Raw genomic sequence first — 22,443 nt, 5'->3', positions numbered from 1 at the left:
GCGCGACCTTGCCGGCCCCGCCAGATCGGTAATGCGCGCTTCGGGTGACCCGGGTGTGAAAGCCGGGGGGCCGGATCCACCCAAAGCGCTTTGGATCGTAAACCAGCCCACCTTATCCTGCATCCCCGGCGACGCAATATCCACCATCCGTGGCAGATGTGTCGCAGGCCGCGGACGCGGACTCACCGCGCCCGGCCGGTGAGATCGTCGCCCGCATCGCGCGGCAGGCGGGCGCAGACGAAGGCAGCGAGCAGCGACACGCTGGTTACCGTCAGGAAGGCGGCGGAGAAATCGGCCATCACCGGCGTTTCCCGGCCCGACAGCGCGACGGCGGCGTGCAGCACGCTGGCCGAGACGCAGATGCCGAGCGACAGCATCATCTGTTGCATCGTCGTGTAGAAGCTCGTCGCCGCGCTCATGCGGTCACGCTCTACCTCGGCATAGGCGATCGTGTTGTAGGCGGTAAACTGCAGCGATTGCGAGAAGCCGCCGATCAGCAGGACGACATAGATGGCGGCGATCGGCCAGTCGGGGCGGAACGTCGCGTAGATCGCCAGGAAGGCGCTGGCGATGACGCTGTTCCATATCAGCGTGTTGCGGAAGCCGAAGCGGCGCAGGATCGGGGCGGCGGAAGCCTTCATGGCCATGGCGCCAGCCGCCGAGACGAAGGTGACCAGCCCGCTATGGGCGGCAGACATGCCGAAGCCCAACTGCATCATCATCGGCAGCAGGAAGGGCATGGCGCCGGCTGTGATCCGGGCCAGGCCCCCGGCGACCACCGACAGGCGGAAGGTCTTCAGCCGCATCAGCGACAGGTCGAGGATCGGCGCCGCATGGCGGCGGGCATGCGCGATATAGAGCGCGCCGGTGACGAGGCCGACCGTGAGCAGGACCAGCGCCGTGCGCGGCGACGCCGCGCCACGGCCGCCGGTCTCGAAGGCGAAGAGCAGCGAGGCGAGCGCGGTGCCCGACAGCAGTAACCCCAGCCCATCGAACGGCCGTCTGATCTCTTCGCGGATGTCGTCGATATAGTGGCTGGCAAGCGCGATGCCGATCACGCCGAGCGGCAGGTTCACATAGAAGATCCAGCGCCAGTCGAGATAGGTAACGATGAAGCCGCCGACCATGGGGCCGATCACCGGGCCGATCAGAGCCGGCACCATCACCCAGGCCATCGCCGAGACGAAATCGGCGCGCGGCACGCTTTTCAGAATCACCAGCCGCCCGACCGGCACCATCATCGCGCCGCCAAGCCCTTGCAGTACGCGGGCCAATACCAGGAAGGGCAGGTTGTGCGCCTGGGCGCAGAGCAGGGAGCCCGCCATGAAGATGGCGATCGCCGCGCAGAAGACATTGCGCGCGCCAAACCGGTCGGCGATCCAGCCGCTGGCCGGGATGAACACGGCGAGGCTGAGCAGATAGCCGGTCAGCGCGACGCTCATGTCCAGCGGCGACACGCCGAAGCTCCTCGACATGGTGGGCAGGGCGGTGGCCAGAACGGTGGCGTCGAGCTGCTCCATGAACAGCGCGCTGGCGACGATGAGGGCGGTGATGCGATAGGCGGGGGCGGCGGGGGACGCGCCGGCGCCGAGGACGGTGTCGCTTGGCATAAGGTACATTTCGTAAGGTGGGCTTTCTATCTCGTCGAAGCGACCGGAAAGCGCAATTCACAATCCCGTGGTATATCCCGTCGGCGCGGCTTGACTTCATCCGCCGCGGCAATCTATATCCGGCCACCTTCACCGGAGCAGTTTACTGCCCGGCGGCAGGGCGGTTAGCTCAGCGGGAGAGCATTCGCTTCACACGCGAAGGGTCACTGGTTCAATCCCAGTACCGCCCACCATTTTCCACTCCATTCGATCGACGTACACCCCGCCGCGATGCGAGGGCCACCCCGGCCCATCGCCTGAGCGGCGAGCCTTGTACTCATGCCCTGCACCATCCGTCGACGGTTGCGGCCTGCTGTGCGGCGTTGCTCGATCATCCGCCGATTCCGATTGCACTTATCGGTTGTGGCCTTTGGCGTCTCTGGCACGGACCATCGCGACGGGTCTGCTCGCCCCGGCCTGTTCGCGGCGTCCCGCGGCTTGGCGCCATGTCCAAAATTTTCTAGCGCCGCGCCTGTGTTGTCTTCAACAAGTTCCGTTTCGTCACGCAAAATATCCGGGATATACGATCTTTTGATCTTGGATTTATCTAGGAATATAAATCCTAGCTGAGGGAATCTGTTTGTTTCTATGTAATTTTCACTTCTAGTGAAAACTTGGGGACTCCAAAGATTCCATAATCCTGGTTGGTTGTTGCCTGAATGCCATAGCCCTGCTCGCGCAGGCTGTGTTATCGGTGTAGGGACTACCTACCTATTTGGAGTGACTGGGATGAAATTCCGGCTTGCCGCTGCCCTGCTTGCCATGAGTGCCTCGACCGCCTTCGCGGCCGATTTGACCTATGAACCCGCTCCGGTTGCAGCGCCCATCGAAGTGTTCAATTGGACCGGCTTCTACGTGGGTGTGCATGGCGGCTATGGCTGGGGCCATACCCAGGACACGCATAATCCGAACGCCTTCGGCCAGACGCTGACCGGCGGCTTCGGCGGCGCCCAGATCGGCTACAATTATCAGTTCGCGAACAATGTCGTTGTCGGTGCCGAGGCGGATGTTGCCTATAGCGGCATCGGCAAGGATTGGGGCGGCTCCAACGAGTTCGACCCGTATTACGGTGAGGACAAGATCGACTGGTTCGGCACGATTCGGGCGCGCCTCGGCTATTCGGCCGATCGTTTCATGCCCTACCTCACCGGTGGCTTGGCCTGGGCGAATGTCGACCACAAGCTCGGCTGCGACCGGAATCGGGTGGCTGTGACCATTGGCGGCTGCAACGCGGCTTTCGAGACGTCGAAGTCCGATACCGCCTGGGGCTGGACCGTCGGCGCTGGCGTCGAATACGCCATCACCAACAACGTGACCGTCAAGGCCGAGTACCTCTATACCGATCTCGGCACGAACGACGTCACGCTGGTCGACGTGAACTATCCGACCAACCCGGTCAACAACCGCGAATTCGACACCTCCTTCAATTCGGTCAAGCTGGGCCTGAACTACAAGTTCTGATCAGCGGACCGCAGAGCGAGATGGAGGAAGGCCCCGCCACCTGTGGCGGGGCCTTCCTTTTTGAAGGGGCCAGGGAGCGAAGCGCTCGAGCAGGTCACGCTGCGGTGCGCCTGTCTATAAGACATGCCGCATCCGCCTGGCGGGACGCAGGGCCAGGCCGCGGCGCCGGTCCATGGGTTATCTTCGGCGCGGTGCGCAACCGGGCGGCGCCGCGTCTCTCAAGGGGCGCATGGGAAGGTTCGTTGGCCGGACCTGCGTCCGGCCCCTGGGGCTGTGCGTTCGCGGGGAGGGCCGGCGCGGAGAGAGCGGGCTAGACTTGCTCGAGCATCAGGTGGAGCTGGCTTTGCTCAGCCACACGCTCATGCTTCTCGAGTTCGCTCTTGATCCGGTATTGCAGCCGTCCGCCGGATTCGGGGAGGGCGGCGACGATGACATAGGTGCCGGGAGCCGAGCTAAAAATCTTGCTCCGGTCCATCGTTACCCGCTGTCCGACTTTATATGAATGTGCCATCCGAAAATTGTAGCAGAAAATCGCGATCAAGAGTCGGTCTTTTGTGAGGCTATTTTTAACGATCATCGATTTGCCTTCCGGCGAAGATCGATACGCGCATCCGGCTCATTTGAAAAAGACTTGAAGAATAATTTGCATTCACAGGTTCTTTCGACTAGGGTGCATTATCCCAGCCGAACAGAGCGGGAGTTCGACAGGCGCATTCGTCAATGCAGCGGTCGTTCATGAACGAAGCGGACGGATGTACTCCGTTTCAATTTTTCCCTGATCTCCTGACGATTGATCAGATGCTCTGGTTGGGTTTGCGAACCGGATCGGTGAATGTCGTCGTGCGCCTGAAGGGCTGCCGGTGTGTTCCTGATCTCGTTCGCTTCGAAGGCGCGCTGGCATGGTGCTGGCGTGAATGACTAAGGTAATTTCTAAATGGCCGATATTGGCACCGTTAAGTTCTTCGATTCCACGCGCGGCTTCGGCTTCATTGCGCCTGACGCCGGTGGTCCGGACGTCTTCGTGCATGTGACCGCTCTCGAAGCAGCCGGCATGCGCTCGCTCAATGAAGGCCAGAAGGTTTCCTTCGACGTCATCAGCGATCGCGGCAAGACCAAGGCTTCGAATCTCGCTGCAGTCTGAGCCTCGCGCACAGACCTGAAATCGAAGAGCCCGGCTTCGCGCCGGGCTTTTTTGCGTCTGGATTCCGGTGCTGCCTTATCGCGCGGGATCCGGGGCGACGACAGCGTCGCGGATTACGCCGGTGGTAATCCATTCCGGCGGTTATCCCTCAATGACCAAGCCACCAGAGCCCGTGCTTCCCGGTTGAATCGGGCCTGCCATGCCAGACAGGCTGGATCAGTCCGTTGATCCGTCCGAATGCAGAATGCCTGCCGGCGGCGAGCTTCCCGAGCGCGCTATCGATCTTACCCAATCTCATCGTCGCCTTGCTGTGCGGCATGAGGATCGGTTTCGAACGGCAATGGCGTCAGCGCCATACCGGCCTCAGCACGCATGCCCTGGTCGCGCTCGGTGCCGCAGCTTTCACCTCCCTCGCCATTCTCCTGGACGGTCCCACCGATGTTCGCATGGGCGGCCAGGTCGTGACCGGCATAGGCCTTCTTGGCGCCGGGCTGATCATGCGCGATGGTTTGAGCGTGCGGGAGTTGAGTGGCGCCGCGACGATCTGTGTCACGGGCGCAATCGGCTTGCTGTCCGGCTGCGGAGTTGAAATGCGCCGCGCATGACGAGGCGTTGATCCGCGCCCAGCTGCTGAAGGCGATGCGTGTGCAGCAACTGCGCCTGCACGGATTGGAGAGCCATTGCATCGCCGAAACCGGCAATGTCGAGGTGGGGGCGGTTGTCTACAGCAACAGGCAGGAGGATCGGCTCGTCGAGGGGCTGGTGGGCGAGCTGAGCCTGTCGCCACGGATCTTCTCGACCAGTGGACATCGACGAGCCCGCCGGAATAGCCGACCTGGCTGGGTTCATGGCGGGATCGTCAGCTGGTCTCGCCCGCGACGCGCGGCACGATGCGGACGCTCATCGCCTTGATTTCCTCATGGCGCTTCATCTCGCGTGAATAGGGCCGCCAGTCGTAGAGCAGTAGCTCCGCCGGGCGCCAGAGACCGACCCAGCCCGCAATGATGAAGCCCTCGCCGAACAGGCGGCCGAGCGCGTGCCGCGTGAAGATCACCTCTTCGAACAGCAGCGACATCGCCAGGCAGATGGCCCAGAATACCAGGCCGATACGGAGCGCCTTGCGCCCCTCCAGCCAGGTCTCGCGCTTCTTCTGCGCGGCAAGGCGGATCTGCGCGTTGCAGTAATTGGTGATCGCGGTGCTGACCCGGGCGGGCAGGTCGGGCGTGATCATCGCCTCCGGCAGGTGAATGACGATGCTGCCAATGCCCTTCTGGCTGCTCGGGCGCGCGTTCATCGTGTCGATCAACTGATCGATGCCCGAGGCCTCGATGTTTTCGCCGAGGAACGGATCCACTTCGGGCGTCTGGAAGAAATTATGGATGTCGCTCAGATAGAGATCGACGGTCTCGTCAGCTGGGCTGGTCATCGCGACATGGCTCGTTTTGAAAGGGAGGCGCCTGCAAACAACAATGGCCGGCCCCATCGGGACCGGCCATGATTTAGAGCACGCCGATGCGCGCCGGCCTACCCCAAAGGGGGTGCCGGCGGTTGCAATCAGACGCTTTGCGCTTCCACGGCCGCGAGGGCCGTCATGTTGACGATGCCGCGCGAGGTCACGGAGGGCGTCAGGATATGGGCCGGCTTGGCGGCGCCCAGCAGGATCGGGCCGACATGCAGCGCGTCGGTCATCACCTTCACGACATTCATCGTGATGTTGGCGGCGTCGAGATTCGGGAAGACCAGCAGGTTGGCTTCACCGGTCAGCTTGGATTTCGGCATCACGCGCGCGCGCAGCGCCTCGGAGAGGGCCGAGTCGCCATGCATTTCGCCGTCGACCTCGAGATCCGGCGCGGTTTCCCAGAGCAACTCCGTCGCGCGCCGCATCTTGGCGCTCGAGGCGTTGTCGCGCGAACCGAAGTTCGAATGCGACAGCAACGCCGCCTTCGGCGTGATGCCGAAGCGACGGATGTGGTCGGCGGCGAGGCGGGTGACTTCCGCGATCTCCTCCGCCGTCGGGTTCTCGTTGACATAGGTATCGGTGAGGAAGGTCGTCGCGCCGGAACTGATCAGGAGGCTCATCGCCGAATAGGCGTGGCTGCCCGGCCTGAGGCCGATAATGTCGCGGATGACGCGGAAATTGGTGCGGAACTGGCCTTCAAGGCCGCAAAGCAGCGCGTCGGCGTCATTGCGGATCAGCGCCAGCGCGCCAATTGCGGTCGTATTCGTACGGACGATGGTGCGCGCCGCCTCGGGCGTGATGCCGTGCCGGCCCATCTTCTCGAGATAGAGATCGACATAGTCGCGATAGCGCTTGTCGTCCTCGGGATTGATGATCTCGCAATCAACCCCCGGCTTGAAGCGAAGCCCGAAACGCTTGACGCGGGTTTCGATCACCGAGGGGCGTCCGATCAGGATCGGCTGCGCCAGACCGTCTTCCAGCGCCACCTGGGCGGCGCGCAGCACGCGCTCGTCCTCGCCATCGGCATAGATGACGCGCTTTACGTCCTGCTTGGCGGCCGCCACCATCGGCTTCATCAGCAGGCCGGACTTGAACACGAAGCGTGTCAGCCGGTCCATATAGGCGTCGAAATCGGTGATCGGCCGCGTCGCCACGCCGGAATCCATCGCGGCCCGCGCCACGGCCGGCGCGATCCGCAGGATCAGGCGCTGATCGAAGGGCGAGGGGATCAGGTAGTCCGGCCCGAAAGAGAGCTGCACGCCGCCATAGGCCTGCGCCACGACATCGGACGGCTCCTCCTGGGCGAGCGCGGCGATCGCATGCACAGCCGCCTGCTTCATTTCCTCGTTGATCGTCGTCGCGCCGACATCGAGCGCGCCGCGGAAGATGTGAGGAAAACAGAGGACGTTATTGACCTGATTGGGGAAATCCGACCGGCCAGTGCAGATCATCACGTCCGGGCGCACGGCGCGCGCGTCGTCCGGCATGATTTCCGGCTTGGGGTTGGCGAGCGCCAGGATCAGCGGGCGCTCGGCCATGCGGGCGACCATGTCGGGCTTCAGCACGCCGGCCGCCGAGAGGCCGAGGAAGACGTCGGCGCCATCGATGATTTCGGCCAGCTTCCGCTTGTCGGTCTTCTGCGCGAAGACGGACTTCCACGGATCCATCAGCGCCTCGCGGCCCTGATAGACGACGCCTTCAATGTCGGCGACCCAGATGTTTTCGAGCTTCGCGCCCAGCGCGACCATCTGGTGGAGGCAGGCGAGCGCCGCGGCGCCCGCGCCGGAACAGACGATCTTCGCCTCGGTGATCGGCTTGTCCTTGAGCTTCAGCCCGTTGATGACGGCCGCGCCAACGATGATCGCCGTGCCATGCTGGTCGTCATGGAAGACGGGAATTTGCATCCGGGCGCGCAGCTTGCGCTCGATCTCGAAGCATTCCGGCGCCTTGATGTCCTCGAGATTGATGCCGCCGAAGGTCGGCTCCAGCGCGGCGACCACGTCGACGAACCGGTCGATGTCGCGCTCGTCGACCTCGATGTCGAACACGTCGATACCGGCGAACTTCTTGAAGAGGACGGCCTTGCCTTCCATCACCGGCTTCGAGGCCAGCGCGCCGATCGCGCCCAGGCCGAGCACGGCGGTGCCGTTCGAGATGACGGCGACGAGGTTGCCGCGGGCGGTGTAGTCAAAGGCCTTGGCGGGATCGGCTTCGATGGCAAGGCAGGGCGCGGCGACGCCGGGCGAATAGGCCAGTGCCAGATCGCGCTGATTGCCGAGCGGCTTGGTCGCCCGGATCTCGAGTTTTCCCGGCTGCGGGAAGCGGTGATAGAAGAGCGCGCTCTCGTCGAGATCAGCGCCCGCCGGGCTTTTGTCGGTCATTAGTCCTGCCTGCGAACGATACGGATGGATGGCAGCTTGCCTGCCAGGGATCCGTCGTAGCCGATCGGGGCCAGCGAGGCGAGCGAATGGTGGTCAGAAGGCCGCGAAGTTCGAGCGCGTCGCGACGCCGCAGGCGACGCCCTTGCTCATGCACATGCTGATGGCGGAGGCGCGCGGATCGCGGATGTCGGAGTGTGCCGGGCGCTGCACCAGCTCGGCGAGGCCGATTCCGATCAGCGTGGCGAAGAGGGTGACGGCGAAGAACGAACGGGTGGCCATGACGCGATACTCCAGAAGCCCTGGTCGATCGTCGGATCCTGCTCCCCCTTAGCTGAACCCGACCTGAAACCTGCGTTTAGATTGCGTTCGGAATGATTTCGATTTGATTAAAATTGTCCCGATCTTAGGGTTTTGGTGACGCTGATGGCGGGACTGTGGAAACGGGAGCGGAAATGGGGCGATGCCGCCTCAGGCCAACCGGAATGGCTGAAAGCCCTCACCAGACGGGTGGGCCATGCACGTGGGCGGGGTCAATTCCGGCCGAGTTCGCGACCGGCTGCTTGACGCTCCGTCGGATTTCCGTCATCACGCTGATATGACGGCTTTTCCGCGTTTCAACGGCATTATCTGCTGCGGGATTATTACCGGCTAGCGCACGCTGGCTGAGGCCGTTCCTCTGTTCCATTCCGATAGAGACGAACGCCCAAGGCCCGGCGGGCTTGTGTTCATTCGGGATCGTTCAATGACTCTGCGCCTCTACAATACGCTGACGAAGGAAAAGGACGAGCTCAGGCCGCTCTTCCGCGATGCCTCGGGCAAGGACCGCGTCCGCATGTATGTGTGCGGGCCGACGGTGTACGACTTCGCCCATATCGGCAATGCGCGCCCGGTCATCGTCTTCGACGTGCTGTTCCGGTTGCTGCGCCATGTCTATGGCGCCGACCACGTCACCTATGTCCGCAACATCACGGACGTCGACGACAAGATCAACGCCCGCGCCGCGATCGACTATCCCGACCTGCCGCTGAACGAGGCGATCCGCCTGGTGACGGAAAAGACCGACGCGCAGTTCCAGGCGGATGTGGCGGCGCTCGGCTGCCTGCCGCCGACGGAGCAGCCGCGCGCGACCGAGCATATCGACGGCATGAAGGCGATGATCGAGCGCCTCGTCGAGCGCGGCGTCGCCTATGTCGCGGAAGGCCATGTCCTGTTCTCGCCCTCGGCGATGGACCGGTTGAACGGCACGCTGCCGCGCTACGGCGCGCTCGCCCGGCGCTCGCTCGACGAGATGCTGGCGGGCGCACGGGTCGACGTGGCGCCCTACAAGAAGGAGCCGATGGATTTCGTGCTCTGGAAGCCTTCGGCCGAGAACGAGCCGGGCTGGCCGTCACCGGCCGGTATCGAAGGCCGCGGCCGCCCGGGCTGGCACATCGAGTGCTCGGCCATGTCGATGGCCAAGCTGCTGGAACCCTTCGGCGGCGGCTTGAATTGCGACGACCCGATCAAGAACACCTTCGATATCCATGGCGGCGGCATCGATCTCGTCTTCCCGCACCACGAGAACGAGATCGCGCAGTCCTGCTGCGCCTTCGGCGCGCCGCGCATGGCCAATATCTGGATGCATAACGGCTTCCTGCAGGTGGAAGGCGAGAAGATGTCGAAGAGCCTCGGCAACTTCGTCACCATCCGCGAGCTGCTGGAAACGGGAAGCTTTGGCGACAATGTCTGGCACGGTTATGTGCTGCGTTTTGCGATGCTGACGACGCATTACCGCCAGCCGATCGATTTTACCGCCGAGCGACTGGTCGAGGCGCGCAAGCAGCTCGCCGACTGGATCGACTTTGTGAGAGGCGCGGATCCCTCCGACAGCGACGAGCCGCCGGCCGAGCTGGTCGAGAAGCTTTCCGACGATTTGAACTTCTCCGAGGCCAAGGCGCTGATGGCGTCCTGGGCGCGGCAGAAGGGCGATATTGAAGCGGCGACCAAGCTGGCGCGTTCCATGCGCTTCCTTGGGCTTTGGAACGGCGAGGCTTCGGCCGAGATCTATTCCTACGGCGTCGAAGTCCAGGAAGGTCCGGGCGAAACCGAGATCGCAGCGTACATCGTCGCCCGCCTGGACGCCCGCCGCGCCAAGAACTTCGCCGAGGCCGATCGTATCCGCGCCGAACTCGACGGCATGGGCATCACGCTGAAGGACGCCAAGGACCCGGTGTCCGGCGAGATCGTCACCACGTGGGAGGTGAAACGTTGAGCCCGCCGGCCTCCTGCCTGACCGCTCCCTCCGGCGCCATCCCCGCCTTCGCGGGGCTGACGGCGAGTGGGGTGCCGTTGGCGGCTCGCCCTGACGCCCGTCGCGCCGACCGCCAAACAGATTCACGCGCGCGCTAACCGCGCGCCAACCAGAAAGACACCACCATGACCAAGATTCCGCTCGACGAAGCCCTGATCGAACAGCTCATTGCCGACCGCATCGCCGCGCGCGAGGCCAAGGATTTCGCCAAGGCTGACACCATCCGCAAGCAGCTCGACGCCATGGGTCTCGTCATCATCGACGGCAAGGATGAGGCGACCGGCGAGTTCTGGACGACATGGGATCCCAAGGCTGCGCCGGAAGAAGAAGCGGAATGACGAAAGAACGCCTCTATCTGTTCGATACGACGCTGCGCGACGGGGCGCAGACCAATGGCGTCGATTTCTCGGTCGAGGACAAGGTCCTGATCGCCGGCATGCTCGACGCGCTTGGCGTCGATTATGTCGAGGGCGGCTATCCCGGCGCCAATCCGACCGACACGCGCTTCTTCACCGAGAAGCGCACGGCGCGGGCAAAATTCACCGCTTTCGGCATGACCAAGCGGGCAGGGGTCAGCCTCTCCAACGATCCCGGCCTCAACACGCTGCTCGCCGCCGCCTCCGACGCGATCTGCTTCGTCGCCAAGACCTGGGACTATCAGGTCAAGGTGGCGCTCGGCGCCACGGAGGCCGAGAACCTCGAGGGCATCCGCCAGTCGGTCGAGGCGGCGGTCGCGAGCGGCAAGGAAGCGCTCGTCGATTGCGAGCATTTCTTCGACGGCTACAAGGCCAACCCGACCTATGCGCTCGCCTGCGCCAGGACGGCCTATGAGGCCGGCGCGCGCTGGATCGTGCTCTGCGAGACCAATGGCGGCTCGCTGCCGGAAGAGGTCGAGCGCATCGTGCGCGAGGTGGCCAAGGTCATACCGGGCGATCATCTGGGTGTTCACGCGCATAACGACACCGAGCAGGCGGTCGCCAATTCGCTCGCCGCCGTCCGAGGCGGCGCGCGCCAGATCCAGGGCACGCTGAACGGCATCGGCGAGCGTTGCGGCAACGCGAACCTGACTTCGATCATCCCCACCCTGATGCTGAAGCCCGCCTACGCGGACCAGTTCGAGATCGGCGTGACGAGGGAAGCCTTGCAGGGGCTGACGGCGCTTTCGCACCGCTTCGACGAGATCGTCAACCGGGCGCCCAACCGGCAAGCGCCCTATGTCGGCGCCTCGGCCTTCGCGACCAAGGCGGGCATCCATGCCTCGGCCATCGTCAAGGACCCGAGCACCTACGAGCATGTGAAGCCGGAATCGGTCGGCAACCATCGCCGCGTGCTGGTTTCTGACCAGGCGGGCCGGTCGAACCTGCTCGCCGAGCTGGCGCGGCTGGGCATCCCCGTCGACAAGACGGATCGTCGTCTCGACGCGCTGCTTTCCGAGGTGAAGGAGCGCGAGGCGGTCGGCTATTCCTATGAAGGCGCCGATGCCTCGTTCGAGCTGCTGGCGCGCCGCACGCTGGGCAACGTGCCCGATTTCTTCACGGTCGAGAGCTTCCACGTCACGGTCGAGCGCCGCTTCAACGCGGTCGGCAAGCAGATTTCGGTCTCGGAGGCCGTGGTCAAGCTGATCGTCGGCGGCGAGCGCTTGCTGACGGTCGAGGAGGGCAATGGTCCGGTCAACGCGCTCGATCGTGCGCTGCGCAAGGATCTCGGCGTCTACCAGGATATCATCGCGGGCCTGGAACTGATCGACTACAAGGTGCGCATCCTGAACGGCGGCACCGAGGCCGTGACCCGCGTGCTGATCGAAACCCGCGACGAGACCGGCGAGAGCTGGATGACCATCGGCGTCTCGGAAAACGTCGTCGACGCCTCGTTCGAGGCGCTGCTGGACGCGATCATCTACAAGCTGGTGCGCGCCGGCGCGAAGCCGGCAACGGCGTAGGCAGTCAAGATCCTCACTAAACCCACGCCCGCAAGCGGGCGAGGGCTTTTCCGCCGGCGCGGGGGCGCGAGGGTAAAGCCTCTCTGGAAGGAGGGGTTCGGCCGGTACCCTCTGTCGCGCGCGGGAGAGGGGCAGAGGGACCCTTCCTTCCGTCGATCGGCCTCAGAGATCGGCGATCGGGATCGGTTCGGCGGCGTGCGGCGCGGGCTTGGCCGGCGCGGCGGCCAACAGCTTCGGCACGATCTCTTCGGCCGTGTTGGCGACGAGGTAGCTCACTTCGAACCCGTTGCGGATGAAGCCGGCGTCCGCCATGTGGCGCAGCAGCGCGATCAGCGGGTCCCAGAAGCCGTTGATATTGGCGATCAGGACCGGTTTCCTGTGCTGACCGAGCTGGGCCCAGGTCATCATCTCGACCAGCTCCTCCAGCGTGCCGATGCCGCCCGGCAGCGCCACGAAGGCGTCGGCGCGCTCGAACATGATGCGCTTGCGCTCATGCATGTCCTCGGTCACGACGAGTTCGTGCGCCGTCTCCAGCATCACTTCCCGCTCCTTGAGGAACTGCGGGATGATGCCGATGACGTGGCCGCCTGCCGCCATCACGGAGCGCGCGGTGATGCCCATCAGGCCGATGGCGCCGCCGCCATAGACGAGGCCAAGGCCGGCTTCACCCATGGTCGTGCCAAGCCGCTCGGCGGATTCGGCATAGATCGGGTCGTCGCCTGCGGACGAACCGCAGTAGACGCAAATCGAGGAGAGCTGTGTCATGAGGCCTTCCTCGCATCCGCGACGGCGACCGTCAAGCGGAAGGCAAATGCGCCACAGAGCCTCGGAAACTGCGGTTTCGCTGCCTTGTCGCGATGCGGAAAGCGGGTATAACAGTTCGGTGAAATGCTGGAGAAACAGCCGAAGAATCGGCGCGATCCAGCAGGGGAAGTCGGGGCCGCGGGGCGTGCAACCCGGCAGCTGTTCCGTTTTGAGCGACAGGTTTGAGCATCGATGGCTGAAAAGACACCTCCCGGACCGACGACTTCCGGCCGCGTTGCCGGCGTAGTGGCAATCGCTGCCATTCTGGTCGGGGGCTATTACGGCCTCGTTGCGAAGCCCGCTTCGACGACGGCGACGACGTCGGATGCCGCGCCGGCGACGCCGGGGAACAAGGCCGCCGATACGACACCGGTTGCGAAGACGGGCCCGGCTGCCGATGGGAGCGCCAAGCCAGCGGAAGACGCGACGGCCCAGACCACGCCTGCCAAGACCGCAGACGGAAGCAGCGACCAGACCACGCAGACCGCTGCCATTTCCGCCCCCGCTACCGATCCGAAGGCCGCGTCGACAGAGGCCAGCAAGCCGGCAGCGGTTCCGGCCGAGACTACGGCGCCCAGCTTCGATATCGTCCGCGTCGAGCCGACGGGCGAAACCGTCGTCGCCGGCCTCGCGGCACCGAAGGCCAAGGTCGAGCTGCTGGATGGATCCGCGCCGATCGCCACCGCCGAAGCGAATGAGCGCGGCGAATGGGCGATGGCGGTGGAGAAGCCGCTGGCCGCCGGCACGCATGATCTTTCGATCCGCACCACCTCGCCCGACAAGAAAACCGAAACCCTGTCCGAGCAGAGCGTTGCTGTTCAGGTGCAGGAGCCCGGCAAGGGCGAGGCGCTCGTCGTGCTGAACACGCCGGATGCCGCCAGCAAGGTGCTGCAGAAGCCGGACGCCGCCAAGGCCGAAACCAAGGTCGCGGCGGCGACGCCGGATTCGGTCGCGCCGAATGCGAACGAGTCGACACCGCCCGCTGCCGCAACGCCGGCAGGCCCTGCCGGAGCACCCGCCACGTCGAATGCGCCCGGCGAAGCCACCGCTGCGGCCACCGCCGATACCCCCGCGAAGCCGGATTCTGCGGCCACCGCGAATGCAGCGCCCAACACGGATGCTGCCAAGACGGATGCGCCCGCTGGCGCGGATACGCTCGCCGAATCCGACAAGGCCGCCCAGCCGGACGCAACCGCCGGTGCATCGGCCGCCGCGCCCGCCGATGCGGCGATCGCCGCCAAGCCGGCTGCGCCGGCCGATGCCAAGTCCGCCGACGCGGCTGCGCACTCTGAGGCGCCCAAGGTGACGGTCGATGCCGTGGAGGTCGAGGACGGCAAGCTGTTCGTGGCCGGCTCGGCCAAGACCAAGGCGCCCGTCCGCGTCTATGTCGACGAGAAGCCGGTGGGCGTCGCCAAGCCGGGCGAGGGCGGTCGCTGGCTGCTCGAGGCCCCGCAGACGGTCGAGCCCGGCCGCCGCGTCGTGCGCGCCGACCAGCTCGAGGGCGACACCGGCAAGGTCGTGGCCCGCGCCGAGGTGCCGTTCGAGCGCAGCCCGGACGAGGCCGTGCTGGTGCCGGTCGCGGCCGGCGGTGGCGCCGGCGGCGCCAATGCCGATGGCAACGTGCCAGCGCCGCAGAACGTCATCATCCGCCGTGGCGACAATCTCTGGCGCATCTCGCGGCGTCTCTATGGTCGCGGCATCCGCTTTTCGACCATCTACGAGGCGAACAACGACCAGATCCGCAATCCGGACCTGATCTATCCCGGCCAGACCTTCGTGCTGCCGACCGGCGACGCCAACTGGACGAACTGAACCGCAGGCACCATGTGTGCGGAGCGCGCGGATCGCGCGCTCCCGTCTTCCACCGCGCCCGGATCCGCTCCGAGGCGCGGTTTTGCCGTTGCGCATGGCGCGATGGCCGTCCGCGATAATCTGGAGAATTGCCAATGAGCGCGAACAACAGCGCCACCTCGCAGCCCGCCAAGGGCGTGCCGGATGAAGAGAAGGACGCGACCGCGTTCTCCACGATTGTCAGCCTCTGGCCCTATATCTGGCCGAAGGACCGCAACGACCTGAAGATCCGCGTCGTCGGCGCGCTCGTCATCCTGGTGCTTGCCAAGGTCCTGACGGTCTGTATCCCGTTCCTGTACAAATGGGCGACGGACGCGCTCGTCTCGCCCGCCAACGCCGCCGGCGACAAGTCGGGTCTGGCTCTGATCATTACCGTTCCGATCATGCTGGTGGTCGCCTATGGCGTCGGGCGCATCCTGCTCAACGCCTTCAACCAGATGCGCGATGCGCTGTTCGCGCGGGTCAGCGAAAACGCGATCCGCAAGCTCGGCCGCCGGGCCTTCGTCCACATGCACCGCCTGTCGCTGCGCTTCCATCTGCAGCGGCGCACGGGCGGGCTGTCGCGGACCATGGACCACGGCATGAAGGGCATCGACTCGATCGTCGACCACGTCATCCTCAACGCCTTTCCGACCCTGCTTGAGTTCCTGCTGGCCGCGGTCGTCATCGCCTGGCAGTTCAACCTGACCTATGTCGCCGTCATCGCCGTGACGATCGTCGCCTATGTCTGGTTCACGATCGTCGCCTCGAACTGGCGCATCGCGATCCGGCGTGAGATGAACGCGTCCGATACCGACGCCAATGCCAAGGCCGTGGACTCGCTGCTCAACTACGAGACGGTCAAGTATTTCGGCAACGAGAAGATGGAAGCCGACCGCTACGACAAGTCGCTCGAGCGCTACGAGGCAGCCTCGATCAAGACATGGACCTCGCTTGCCTGGCTCAATTTTGGCCAGACGGTTATCTTCACCACGGGCATGACCATCTGCATGGCGCTCTCCGGCGCGGCGATCATGCGCGGCGAGCAGACCATCGGCGATTTCGTCATGATCAACGCGCTGCTGGTCCAGCTCTCTTTCCCGCTGAATTTCATCGGTACGGTCTATCGTGAGCTGAAGCAGGGGCTGGCCGATGTCGAGGCGATGTTCAGCCTGCTCGAAATGCCGGAAGAGGTGCAGGACAAGCCGAACGCGCCCGCGCTCGTGGTCAAGCAGGGGTCGGTGCGGTTCGAGAACGTCTCGTTCCACTACGATCCGGCGCGCGAAATCCTCAAGGGAGTCGATTTCGAGGTGCCCGCCGGCAAGACGGTTGCGATCGTCGGACCGTCCGGCGCGGGCAAGTCGACCATCTCGCGGCTGATGTTCCGCTTCTACGACGTCACGGCGGGCCGCATCACGATCGACGGCGTCGATATCCGCGATGTCCAGCAGGCGAGCGTCCGCGCGGTCATCGGCATGGTGCCGCAGGATACGGTGCTGTTCAACGACACCATCGCCTACAACATCGCCTATGGCCGCCCGAGCGCATCGATGGACGAAGTGCGCGAGGCCGCGCAGATGGCGCAGATCGCGGGTTTCATCGAAACCTTGCCCGATGGCTTCGATTCGGAAGTCGGAGAGCGCGGGTTGAAGCTCTCCGGCGGCGAGAAGCAGCGCGTGGCGATCGCCCGCACGATCCTCAAGGCGCCGCCGATCCTCGTGCTCGACGAGGCGACGTCGGCGCTCGACACCCACACCGAGCGCGAGATCCAGGGAGCGCTCGACCGGGTTTCCGCCGGACGCACCACGTTGGTGATCGCGCATCGCCTTTCGACAGTCGTGACCGCCGATGAGATCATCGTGCTGGAGGCGGGCAAGATCATCGAACGCGGCCGCCATAGCGAGCTGATGCTGCAGGGCGGATTGTACGCCTCGATGTGGGATCGCCAGCGTGAGGCCGACGAGGCCGCCGAGCGCCTGCGCCGGGTGCAGGAGACGGACACGCTGGGAATCGTCGTGCGCGGACCGAAGGCCGGACTGGAAACGGTGGGCTGAACCAAGACCTGTTCAGGCGGCCTCGGGTCTCTTACCTCTCCCTCAGGGAGAGGTGGGGGTGCCTCGTCCGCGACGGCGGGAAACGGGCGGGGCGGCTTCACACCTCGGCCGATCCATGGTTTACCGGACGCGACTTTATCAGGAGACAGGGCAAGGCATGGATTCTGTGCTGAAATCGATCCGGGCGAATTTCGTACCGATCCACCGCGAAGGCTATCCCTTCATCGCCATCCTCGCCTTCGTCACCCTGTTCCTAGGCTGGCTATGGGGGCCGCTGTTCTGGCTCGGCCTGATCCTGACCGCCTGGTGCGTCTATTTCTTCCGCGACCCGCCGCGCGTGACGCCGATCGATCCGGATCTGGTCATCAGCCCGGCCGACGGTCGCGTTTCGGCCGTCGGCCCCGTCGTGCCGCCGCCGGAGCTGGAGCTGGGAACCGCGCCGCGCGTGCGGATTTCTGTCTTCATGAACGTGTTCAACTGCCATGTGAATCGCGCCCCCGTCGCCGGCCGCGTCCACCGCATCGCCTACAAGCCCGGCAAGTTTCTGAATGCCGAGCTGGACAAGGCGAGCGAGGACAATGAGCGCAACGGCCTGGTCATCGACAGCGCCCACGGCCAGCTCGGCGTCGTGCAGATCGCCGGCCTCGTGGCGCGGCGTATCGTCTGCTTCACCCGGGAAGGCCAGATGCTGGCCGCCGGCGAGCGCTTCGGCCTGATCCGCTTCGGTTCGCGCCTCGACGTCTATCTCCCGGAGGGCGCCGTTCCGCTCGTCGCGGAAGGCCAGACGGCGATCGCCGGCGAAACCGTTCTGGCCCGCTTCGGCACGGCCAGCAGCGGCGCAGCCTCCGGCGTCCGGATCGACTGATATGGAAACGATCTTTCCGCCGTTCGATCCCGACGACGAGGAGGGCGAGCGCCCGCGTCCCCGCCGTCAGATCCCGTTTCGGATGATCCTGCCCAATCTGGTGACGCTGCTGGCGCTCTGCGCCGGCCTGACGGCGATCCGCATGGCGATCGAAGCGCGGTATGGCGAGGCGATCGCCATGATCGTCGTCGCAGCCGTGCTCGACGGCATCGATGGCCGCGTCGCGCGCATGCTGCGCTCGACCTCGCGCTTCGGCGCGGAACTGGATTCGCTGACCGACTTCGTCAATTTCGGCGTCGCTCCCGCGATCCTGCTCTATGCCTGGGCCCTGGACGAGGTGCGGTCGCTTGGCTGGATCGCCGCGCTCGTCTTCGCGATCTGCGCGGCGCTGCGGCTCGCCCGCTTCAATGTCGCGATCGACAACCCCAACAAGCCGGACTGGCAGGCGAACTTTTTCGTCGGCGTGCCGGCGCCGGCGGGCGCGCTGATCGTGCTGCTGCCGGTCTATCTGGAATATCTGGACCTGCCGCATGGGCGCTTCACCGCCCCGGTGGTGCTCGTCTACACGATCGCGGTCGGCCTGCTGATGGTCAGCCGCTTGCCGACGTGGTCGGGCAAGAAGTTCGGTGGGGTATCGCGAGAAGTCGTTCTGCCGCTGTTTGTCTTCGTCGTCGTGCTGGCGGCGATGCTGTTCAGCTATCCGTGGCATGTGCTGACCGTCGGCGCGATCGCCTATCTGGTCGTGCTGCCGCTCGGCTGGCGCGCCTGGCGCAGGCATATGCGCGAGGATGCGGCGCAGATGCGGCAGAACAACCTCGGCACATGACGAAAAACCCGAAAAGTCATCGACTCTTCGGGTTCTGAAACGAAGGAGGCCCGAACGCCGCTTGCCGCGGATCGGGCCTTTTTTCGTTCAGCCGTGGCTGGCGACGGCCTGCATGCGCTCGTCGAACGGCACATGCGTGAAGGCTGCGTCGATCGTGCTCGGCGCCATCAATTCGAGGACGCGCCGCATCTGGGCGATCTGCAGGTCGAGCGCCGCCATGAAGCGGGGATCATCGGCGGGAAGGCTGGTAGCCTGGAACTGCGTGTGCGCGGACTGCATTCTGCCCTCCTTGGGGACGGTGGCAGCAGGCGGTCGCTACCAATTGTTTAGATTTTGAGCCATGTAGGTTAATGCCGCGTGAATCGGCGGGGCGCGTTAACGCTGATATCCCTGAGATGCAGCCACGACGCGCCGCCGACCTCGGGGCCGCGATAACCATTTCGATAATCCGGGGCCAGCATGACGACTTCCTATCCGCGTGACCTGATCGGTTATGGCCGCAACACGCCCGATCCCAGATGGCCGGGCGGGGCGAATGTCGCCGTGCAGTTCGTCGTCAATTACGAGGAGGGCGGCGAAAGCAGCATCCTCGACGGCGACAAGGCCTCGGAATCGCTGCTGTCGGAAATCGTCGGCGCCCAGCCCTGGGTCGGCCAGCGCAACCTGAACATGGAATCGATCTACGAATATGGCTCGCGCGCCGGCTTCTGGCGCCTGTGGCGGATGTTCACCAGCCGCCAGGTGCCGGTCACCTGCTATGGCGTGACCCAGGCCATGGCGCGCAATCCGGAAGCGGTCGCCGCCATGAAGGAAGCGGACTGGGAACTCGCCAGCCACGGCCTGCGCTGGCTCGAATACAAGGACTTCTCGGAGGAAGAGGAGCGCCGTCACATCCTCGAGGCGATCCGCCTGCACACCGAAGTCACCGGCTCGCGTCCGCTCGGCTTCTATCAGGGCAAGCCCTCCGATCACACGCTGAAGATCCTGATGGAGGAGGGCGGCTTCCTCTATTCCTCGGACAGCTATGCCGATGACCTGCCCTATTGGGTGACGGGGCCGAACGGGCCGCATCTGATCATCCCCTACACGCTCGAAACCAACGACATGCGCTTCGCCACGCCGCAGGGTTTCAACTCGGGCGACCAGTTCTTCACCTATCTCAAGGACGCTTTCGACGTGCTCTATGAGGAGGGCGAGCAGGGTGCTCCGAAGATGATGAGCGTCGGTCTTCACTGCCGCCTCGTCGGCCGTCCGGGACGCGCCGCGGCGCTGGCCCGCTTCGTCGACTATGTGGCGTCGAAGGAGAAGGTCTGGATCCCGCGCCGCATCGACATCGCCTGGCACTGGCACGCACACCACAGGCCGGCATAAACGGCAGCGGCCGGCCGCTTTCCCTTGAAATGGCTGAATTCTGCGGTTACTCCCATCAGGCATGGGAAAAGCGCTGATTCCGCCAGACGGCGGCCATGTCGAAACGATCAATCTCCGCGAGGCGCTTGAAGAGCGCTACCTCGCCTACGCCCTTTCGACCATCATGGGTCGGGCGTTGCCGGATGCGCGCGACGGGCTGAAGCCCGTCCATCGCCGCATCCTCTACGGCATGCACCTGCTGCGCCTCAGCCCGGATTCGGCCTTCAAGAAATCGGCCAAGATCGTCGGTGACGTGATGGGCTCGTTCCATCCGCATGGCGACCAGTCGATCTATGACGCGCTCGTGCGCCTCGCGCAGGATTTCTCCTCGCGCTATCCGCTGGTCGACGGCCAGGGCAATTTCGGCAACATCGACGGCGACGGCGCGGCGGCCTACCGCTACACCGAAGCGCGCATGACCGAAGTCGCGCAGATGCTGCTCGAAGGCATCGACGAGGACGCGATCGATTTCCGCGAGAATTATTCCGGCGACCTGAAGGAGCCGGTTGTCCTGCCGGCGAGCATCCCCAATCTGCTCGCCAACGGCACCTCCGGCATCGCGGTCGGCATGGCGACCTCGGTGCCGCCGCACAACATCGCCGAACTCTGCGACGCCTCGCTGCTTCTGATCAAGAACCCCGACGCAACGGCCGAGGAACTGGTCCAGCACGTCCAGGGGCCGGATCTGCCGACTGGCGGCATCATCGTCGACAACCGGGCGCAGATCATCGAGTCGTATCGCACCGGCAAGGGCGGTTTCCGCGTTCGCGCGCGCTGGCATGTCGAGGACCAGGGGCGTGGCACCTATCTGATCGTCGTCACCGAGATCCCCTATCAGGTGCAGAAATCGCGCCTGATCGAGAAGATCGCCGAGCTGATCCAGACTCGAAAGGTGCCGCTGCTGGCGGATGTGCGCGACGAGTCGGCCGAGGATATCCGCGTCGTGCTGGAGCCGCGTGCCCGCACGGTCGACGCCGCGCTGCTGATGGAATCGCTCTTCAAGCTCACCGAGCTCGAAAGCCGCATCTCGCTCAACATGAATGTCCTCTCGAAGGGCATCGTGCCGAAGGTGATGACGCTTTCGGAGGTGCTGCGCGAGTGGCTGGAGCACCGCCGCGAGGTGCTGCTGCGCCGCTCGGCCTTCCGCCTGGCGCAGATCAAGCACCGGCTCGAAGTGCTGGAAGGCTATCTCGTCGCCTACCTGAACCTCGACGAGGTAATCCGGATCATCCGCTACGAGGATGAGCCGAAACAGGATCTGATGAAGGCCTTCTCGCTGACCGACCTGCAGGCCGAGTCGATCCTCAACATGCGCCTGCGCTCCCTGCGCAAGCTCGAGGAATTCGAGATCCGCAGCGAGCACGAGAAGCTCTCGGCCGAGATGGCGGAGATCGAGTCGCTGCTCGGCTCCGAGGACAAGCAGTGGAAGACGGTGGCCTGGCAGATCAAGGAGGTCCGCAAGACCTTCGGCCCGGAGACGCTGCTCGGCAAGCGCCGCACCGGCTTCGCCGACGCGCCGTCGCATGACGTCGAGGATATCCAGCAGTCGATGATCGAGCGCGAGCCGATCACCGTGGTGGTCTCGGAAAAGGGCTGGATCCGCGCGCTAAAGGGCCATGTCAGCGATTTCACCACGCTGACCTTCAAGACCGATGACGGGCTGAAGATGGCGTTCCACGCCGAGACCACGGACAAGCTGCTGGTGTTCTCCACCGGCGGCAAGTTCTACACGCTTGGCGCCGACAAGCTGCCCGGCGGGCGCGGCCATGGCGAGCCGATCCGCCTCATGGTCGATATGGACAACGCCCAGGACATCGTCACGGTATTCGTCCACAAGCCTGGCCGCAAGCTGCTGCTGGCCTCGACCGATGGCCGTGGCTTCGTCGTTCCGGAGACCGACGTCATTGCCAATACCCGCAAGGGCAAGCAGGTGCTGAATGTCGACGGCACCGAGGAGGCGCGGATCTGCGTCGAGGCGGCGGGCGACCTCGTCGCCATCATCGGCCAGAACCGCAAGTTCCTGATCTTCCCGGCCGAGCAGATTCCGGAGATGACGCGCGGCAAGGGCGTGCGGCTGCAGCGCTACAAGGACGGCGGCCCTTCCGATATCCGCATGTTCTCGAGGGCCGAGGGGCTGACCTGGATGGATTCATCCGGCCGCAGCTTCACCCGTACGGCCGAAGAACTGCGCGACTGGATCGCCGAACGTGGCCAGGCCGGCCGTCTGCCGCCGGACAAATTCCCCAAGACCAACAGTTTTGGAACGCCGCCGCTGAAATAGGGGCATTTGGACCCTCACCCCAACCCACTCCCGCGAGAGGGAGTGCTACGCCG

21 protein-coding genes and 1 tRNA gene are annotated in these 22,443 nt (G+C 64.7%); 15 read left to right on the top strand and 7 right to left on the bottom strand.

Features of this window, described 5'->3' with window-relative positions; genetic code table 11:
* Positions 1–182: 182 nt before the first annotated feature.
* Complete coding sequence (locus OSH10_RS17895; protein ID WP_266333314.1) at positions 183–1,610, bottom strand: DHA2 family efflux MFS transporter permease subunit; 1,428 nt, start codon at positions 1,608–1,610, stop codon at positions 183–185.
* Positions 1,611–1,768: 158 nt separating this feature from the next.
* Between OSH10_RS17895 and OSH10_RS17890 the strand changes: the two genes are divergently transcribed.
* Together OSH10_RS17890 and OSH10_RS17885 are read left to right on the top strand one after the other, a co-directional pair.
* Positions 1,769–1,843 (top strand) — tRNA-Val (locus OSH10_RS17890).
* 535 nt (positions 1,844–2,378) lie between these two features.
* The gene (locus OSH10_RS17885) at positions 2,379–3,110 is read left to right on the top strand and encodes an outer membrane protein (protein WP_266333313.1); all 732 of its coding nucleotides are present in this window, start codon (positions 2,379–2,381) and stop codon (positions 3,108–3,110) included.
* Positions 3,111–3,420: 310 nt separating this feature from the next.
* On the opposite strand, the gene OSH10_RS17880 is transcribed toward OSH10_RS17885, so the two are convergent.
* Positions 3,421–3,687, bottom strand: coding sequence for a hypothetical protein (locus tag OSH10_RS17880; RefSeq protein WP_266333311.1), 267 nt, complete (start codon positions 3,685–3,687; stop codon positions 3,421–3,423).
* Between the two features lie 158 nt (positions 3,688–3,845).
* On the opposite strand from OSH10_RS17880, the gene OSH10_RS17875 reads away from it, so the two are divergent.
* The 4 genes from OSH10_RS17875 (at position 3,846) to OSH10_RS22940 (ending at position 5,163) form a co-directional block, all read left to right on the top strand.
* Positions 3,846–4,028, top strand: coding sequence for a hypothetical protein (locus OSH10_RS17875; protein WP_266333310.1), 183 nt, complete (start codon positions 3,846–3,848; stop codon positions 4,026–4,028).
* A 16-nt stretch (positions 4,029–4,044) separates the two neighbouring features.
* Entirely contained in the window at positions 4,045–4,251 is a 207-nt protein-coding gene (locus tag OSH10_RS17870) for a cold-shock protein (protein ID WP_018184614.1), read from the top strand.
* Between the two features lie 224 nt (positions 4,252–4,475).
* A complete protein-coding gene (locus OSH10_RS17865) occupies positions 4,476–4,856 on the top strand; it encodes an MgtC/SapB family protein (protein WP_266333309.1) in 381 nt (126 codons plus the stop codon).
* A 34-nt stretch (positions 4,857–4,890) separates the two neighbouring features.
* Positions 4,891–5,163 (top strand): hypothetical protein, encoded by a 273-nt coding sequence (locus OSH10_RS22940; protein ID WP_323181629.1) that lies wholly within the window; start codon positions 4,891–4,893, stop codon positions 5,161–5,163.
* Here OSH10_RS22940 and OSH10_RS17860 read toward each other — a convergent pair.
* The 3 genes from OSH10_RS17860 to OSH10_RS17850 all read right to left on the bottom strand — a co-directional run bounded on the left by OSH10_RS17860 (position 5,111) and on the right by OSH10_RS17850 (position 8,370).
* Positions 5,111–5,677 (bottom strand): hypothetical protein, encoded by a 567-nt coding sequence (locus OSH10_RS17860; RefSeq protein WP_266333308.1) that lies wholly within the window; start codon positions 5,675–5,677, stop codon positions 5,111–5,113. The genes OSH10_RS22940 and OSH10_RS17860 overlap by 53 nt on opposite strands.
* 128 nt (positions 5,678–5,805) lie before the next feature.
* On the bottom strand, positions 5,806–8,091 hold the full coding sequence (locus OSH10_RS17855; RefSeq protein ID WP_266333307.1) for an NADP-dependent malic enzyme: 2,286 nt from the start codon (positions 8,089–8,091) through the stop codon (positions 5,806–5,808).
* Positions 8,092–8,184: 93 nt separating this feature from the next.
* Positions 8,185–8,370 (bottom strand): hypothetical protein, encoded by a 186-nt coding sequence (locus tag OSH10_RS17850; RefSeq protein WP_266333306.1) that lies wholly within the window; start codon positions 8,368–8,370, stop codon positions 8,185–8,187.
* Between the two features lie 463 nt (positions 8,371–8,833).
* Between OSH10_RS17850 and cysS the strand changes: the two genes are divergently transcribed.
* The 3 genes from cysS to cimA all read left to right on the top strand — a co-directional run bounded on the left by cysS (position 8,834) and on the right by cimA (position 12,320).
* On the top strand, positions 8,834–10,342 hold the full coding sequence (gene cysS, locus OSH10_RS17845) for a cysteine--tRNA ligase (protein WP_266333305.1): 1,509 nt from the start codon (positions 8,834–8,836) through the stop codon (positions 10,340–10,342).
* A gap of 164 nt (positions 10,343–10,506) precedes the next feature.
* Positions 10,507–10,719: a CysS/YqeB C-terminal domain-containing protein gene (locus OSH10_RS17840; RefSeq protein ID WP_266333304.1), complete on the top strand. Its 213-nt coding sequence runs from the start codon at positions 10,507–10,509 to the stop codon at positions 10,717–10,719.
* Entirely contained in the window at positions 10,716–12,320 is a 1,605-nt protein-coding gene (gene cimA / locus OSH10_RS17835) for a citramalate synthase (RefSeq protein ID WP_266333303.1), read from the top strand. Before OSH10_RS17840 ends, cimA begins: the two co-directional genes overlap by 4 nt.
* Before the next feature lie 162 nt (positions 12,321–12,482).
* Here the strand turns inward: cimA and OSH10_RS17830 are convergent, their stop codons facing one another.
* Positions 12,483–13,085 carry an LOG family protein gene (locus OSH10_RS17830; protein WP_266333301.1) on the bottom strand — a complete coding sequence of 201 codons (603 nt, stop codon included), beginning with the start codon at positions 13,083–13,085 and terminating at the stop codon, positions 12,483–12,485.
* 231 nt (positions 13,086–13,316) lie between these two features.
* On the opposite strand from OSH10_RS17830, the gene OSH10_RS17825 reads away from it, so the two are divergent.
* The 4 genes from OSH10_RS17825 to pssA all read left to right on the top strand — a co-directional run bounded on the left by OSH10_RS17825 (position 13,317) and on the right by pssA (position 18,699).
* On the top strand, positions 13,317–14,936 hold the full coding sequence (locus OSH10_RS17825) for a LysM peptidoglycan-binding domain-containing protein (RefSeq protein ID WP_266333300.1): 1,620 nt from the start codon (positions 13,317–13,319) through the stop codon (positions 14,934–14,936).
* Positions 14,937–15,070: 134 nt separating this feature from the next.
* Positions 15,071–17,008, top strand: a complete 1,938-nt coding sequence (locus tag OSH10_RS17820) for an ABCB family ABC transporter ATP-binding protein/permease (protein WP_266333298.1) — start codon at positions 15,071–15,073, stop codon at positions 17,006–17,008.
* 115 nt (positions 17,009–17,123) lie between these two features.
* Positions 17,124–17,873 (top strand): phosphatidylserine decarboxylase, encoded by a 750-nt coding sequence (locus OSH10_RS17815; protein ID WP_266333297.1) that lies wholly within the window; start codon positions 17,124–17,126, stop codon positions 17,871–17,873.
* Between the two features lies 1 nt (position 17,874).
* Positions 17,875–18,699 carry a CDP-diacylglycerol--serine O-phosphatidyltransferase gene (gene pssA / locus OSH10_RS17810; protein ID WP_266333295.1) on the top strand — a complete coding sequence of 275 codons (825 nt, stop codon included), beginning with the start codon at positions 17,875–17,877 and terminating at the stop codon, positions 18,697–18,699.
* Positions 18,700–18,786: 87 nt separating this feature from the next.
* Here pssA and OSH10_RS17805 read toward each other — a convergent pair whose 3' ends face one another.
* Positions 18,787–18,978 (bottom strand): hypothetical protein, encoded by a 192-nt coding sequence (locus OSH10_RS17805; RefSeq protein ID WP_266333294.1) that lies wholly within the window; start codon positions 18,976–18,978, stop codon positions 18,787–18,789.
* 180 nt (positions 18,979–19,158) lie between these two features.
* Here OSH10_RS17805 and puuE point away from each other — a divergent pair, with 180 nt between their 5' ends.
* On the top strand, positions 19,159–20,070 hold the full coding sequence (gene puuE, locus OSH10_RS17800; protein WP_266333293.1) for an allantoinase PuuE: 912 nt from the start codon (positions 19,159–19,161) through the stop codon (positions 20,068–20,070).
* A gap of 61 nt (positions 20,071–20,131) precedes the next feature.
* Entirely contained in the window at positions 20,132–22,390 is a 2,259-nt protein-coding gene (gene parC / locus OSH10_RS17795; RefSeq protein ID WP_266333292.1) for a DNA topoisomerase IV subunit A, read from the top strand.
* The last annotated feature ends 53 nt before the right edge of the window (positions 22,391–22,443 follow it).

This window comes from Kaistia defluvii, from assembly GCF_026343955.1.
GTDB lineage: Bacteria > Pseudomonadota > Alphaproteobacteria > Rhizobiales > Kaistiaceae > Kaistia > Kaistia defluvii.
This window is presented reverse-complemented; position numbering and strand designations above follow the sequence as displayed.

What these genes read in the sequence shown, in the direction of transcription:
- OSH10_RS17895 (WP_266333314.1), bottom strand. Translation starts at nt 1,610, where the DNA reads ATGCCAAGCGACACCGTCCTCGGCGCCGGCGCGTCCCCCGCCGCCCCC.
- OSH10_RS17885 (WP_266333313.1), top strand. Translation starts at nt 2,379, where the DNA reads ATGAAATTCCGGCTTGCCGCTGCCCTGCTTGCCATGAGTGCCTCGACC.
- OSH10_RS17880 (WP_266333311.1), bottom strand. Translation starts at nt 3,687, where the DNA reads ATGATCGTTAAAAATAGCCTCACAAAAGACCGACTCTTGATCGCGATT.
- OSH10_RS17875 (WP_266333310.1), top strand. Translation starts at nt 3,846, where the DNA reads ATGAACGAAGCGGACGGATGTACTCCGTTTCAATTTTTCCCTGATCTC.
- OSH10_RS17870 (WP_018184614.1), top strand. Translation starts at nt 4,045, where the DNA reads ATGGCCGATATTGGCACCGTTAAGTTCTTCGATTCCACGCGCGGCTTC.
- OSH10_RS22940 (WP_323181629.1), top strand. Translation starts at nt 4,891, where the DNA reads ATGCGTGTGCAGCAACTGCGCCTGCACGGATTGGAGAGCCATTGCATC.
- OSH10_RS17860 (WP_266333308.1), bottom strand. Translation starts at nt 5,677, where the DNA reads ATGACCAGCCCAGCTGACGAGACCGTCGATCTCTATCTGAGCGACATC.
- OSH10_RS17855 (WP_266333307.1), bottom strand. Translation starts at nt 8,091, where the DNA reads ATGACCGACAAAAGCCCGGCGGGCGCTGATCTCGACGAGAGCGCGCTC.
- OSH10_RS17850 (WP_266333306.1), bottom strand. Translation starts at nt 8,370, where the DNA reads ATGGCCACCCGTTCGTTCTTCGCCGTCACCCTCTTCGCCACGCTGATC.
- cysS (WP_266333305.1), top strand. Translation starts at nt 8,834, where the DNA reads ATGACTCTGCGCCTCTACAATACGCTGACGAAGGAAAAGGACGAGCTC.
- OSH10_RS17840 (WP_266333304.1), top strand. Translation starts at nt 10,507, where the DNA reads ATGACCAAGATTCCGCTCGACGAAGCCCTGATCGAACAGCTCATTGCC.
- cimA (WP_266333303.1), top strand. Translation starts at nt 10,716, where the DNA reads ATGACGAAAGAACGCCTCTATCTGTTCGATACGACGCTGCGCGACGGG.
- OSH10_RS17830 (WP_266333301.1), bottom strand. Translation starts at nt 13,085, where the DNA reads ATGACACAGCTCTCCTCGATTTGCGTCTACTGCGGTTCGTCCGCAGGC.
- OSH10_RS17825 (WP_266333300.1), top strand. Translation starts at nt 13,317, where the DNA reads ATGGCTGAAAAGACACCTCCCGGACCGACGACTTCCGGCCGCGTTGCC.
- OSH10_RS17820 (WP_266333298.1), top strand. Translation starts at nt 15,071, where the DNA reads ATGAGCGCGAACAACAGCGCCACCTCGCAGCCCGCCAAGGGCGTGCCG.
- OSH10_RS17815 (WP_266333297.1), top strand. Translation starts at nt 17,124, where the DNA reads ATGGTTTACCGGACGCGACTTTATCAGGAGACAGGGCAAGGCATGGAT.
- pssA (WP_266333295.1), top strand. Translation starts at nt 17,875, where the DNA reads ATGGAAACGATCTTTCCGCCGTTCGATCCCGACGACGAGGAGGGCGAG.
- OSH10_RS17805 (WP_266333294.1), bottom strand. Translation starts at nt 18,978, where the DNA reads ATGCAGTCCGCGCACACGCAGTTCCAGGCTACCAGCCTTCCCGCCGAT.
- puuE (WP_266333293.1), top strand. Translation starts at nt 19,159, where the DNA reads ATGACGACTTCCTATCCGCGTGACCTGATCGGTTATGGCCGCAACACG.
- parC (WP_266333292.1), top strand. Translation starts at nt 20,132, where the DNA reads ATGGGAAAAGCGCTGATTCCGCCAGACGGCGGCCATGTCGAAACGATC.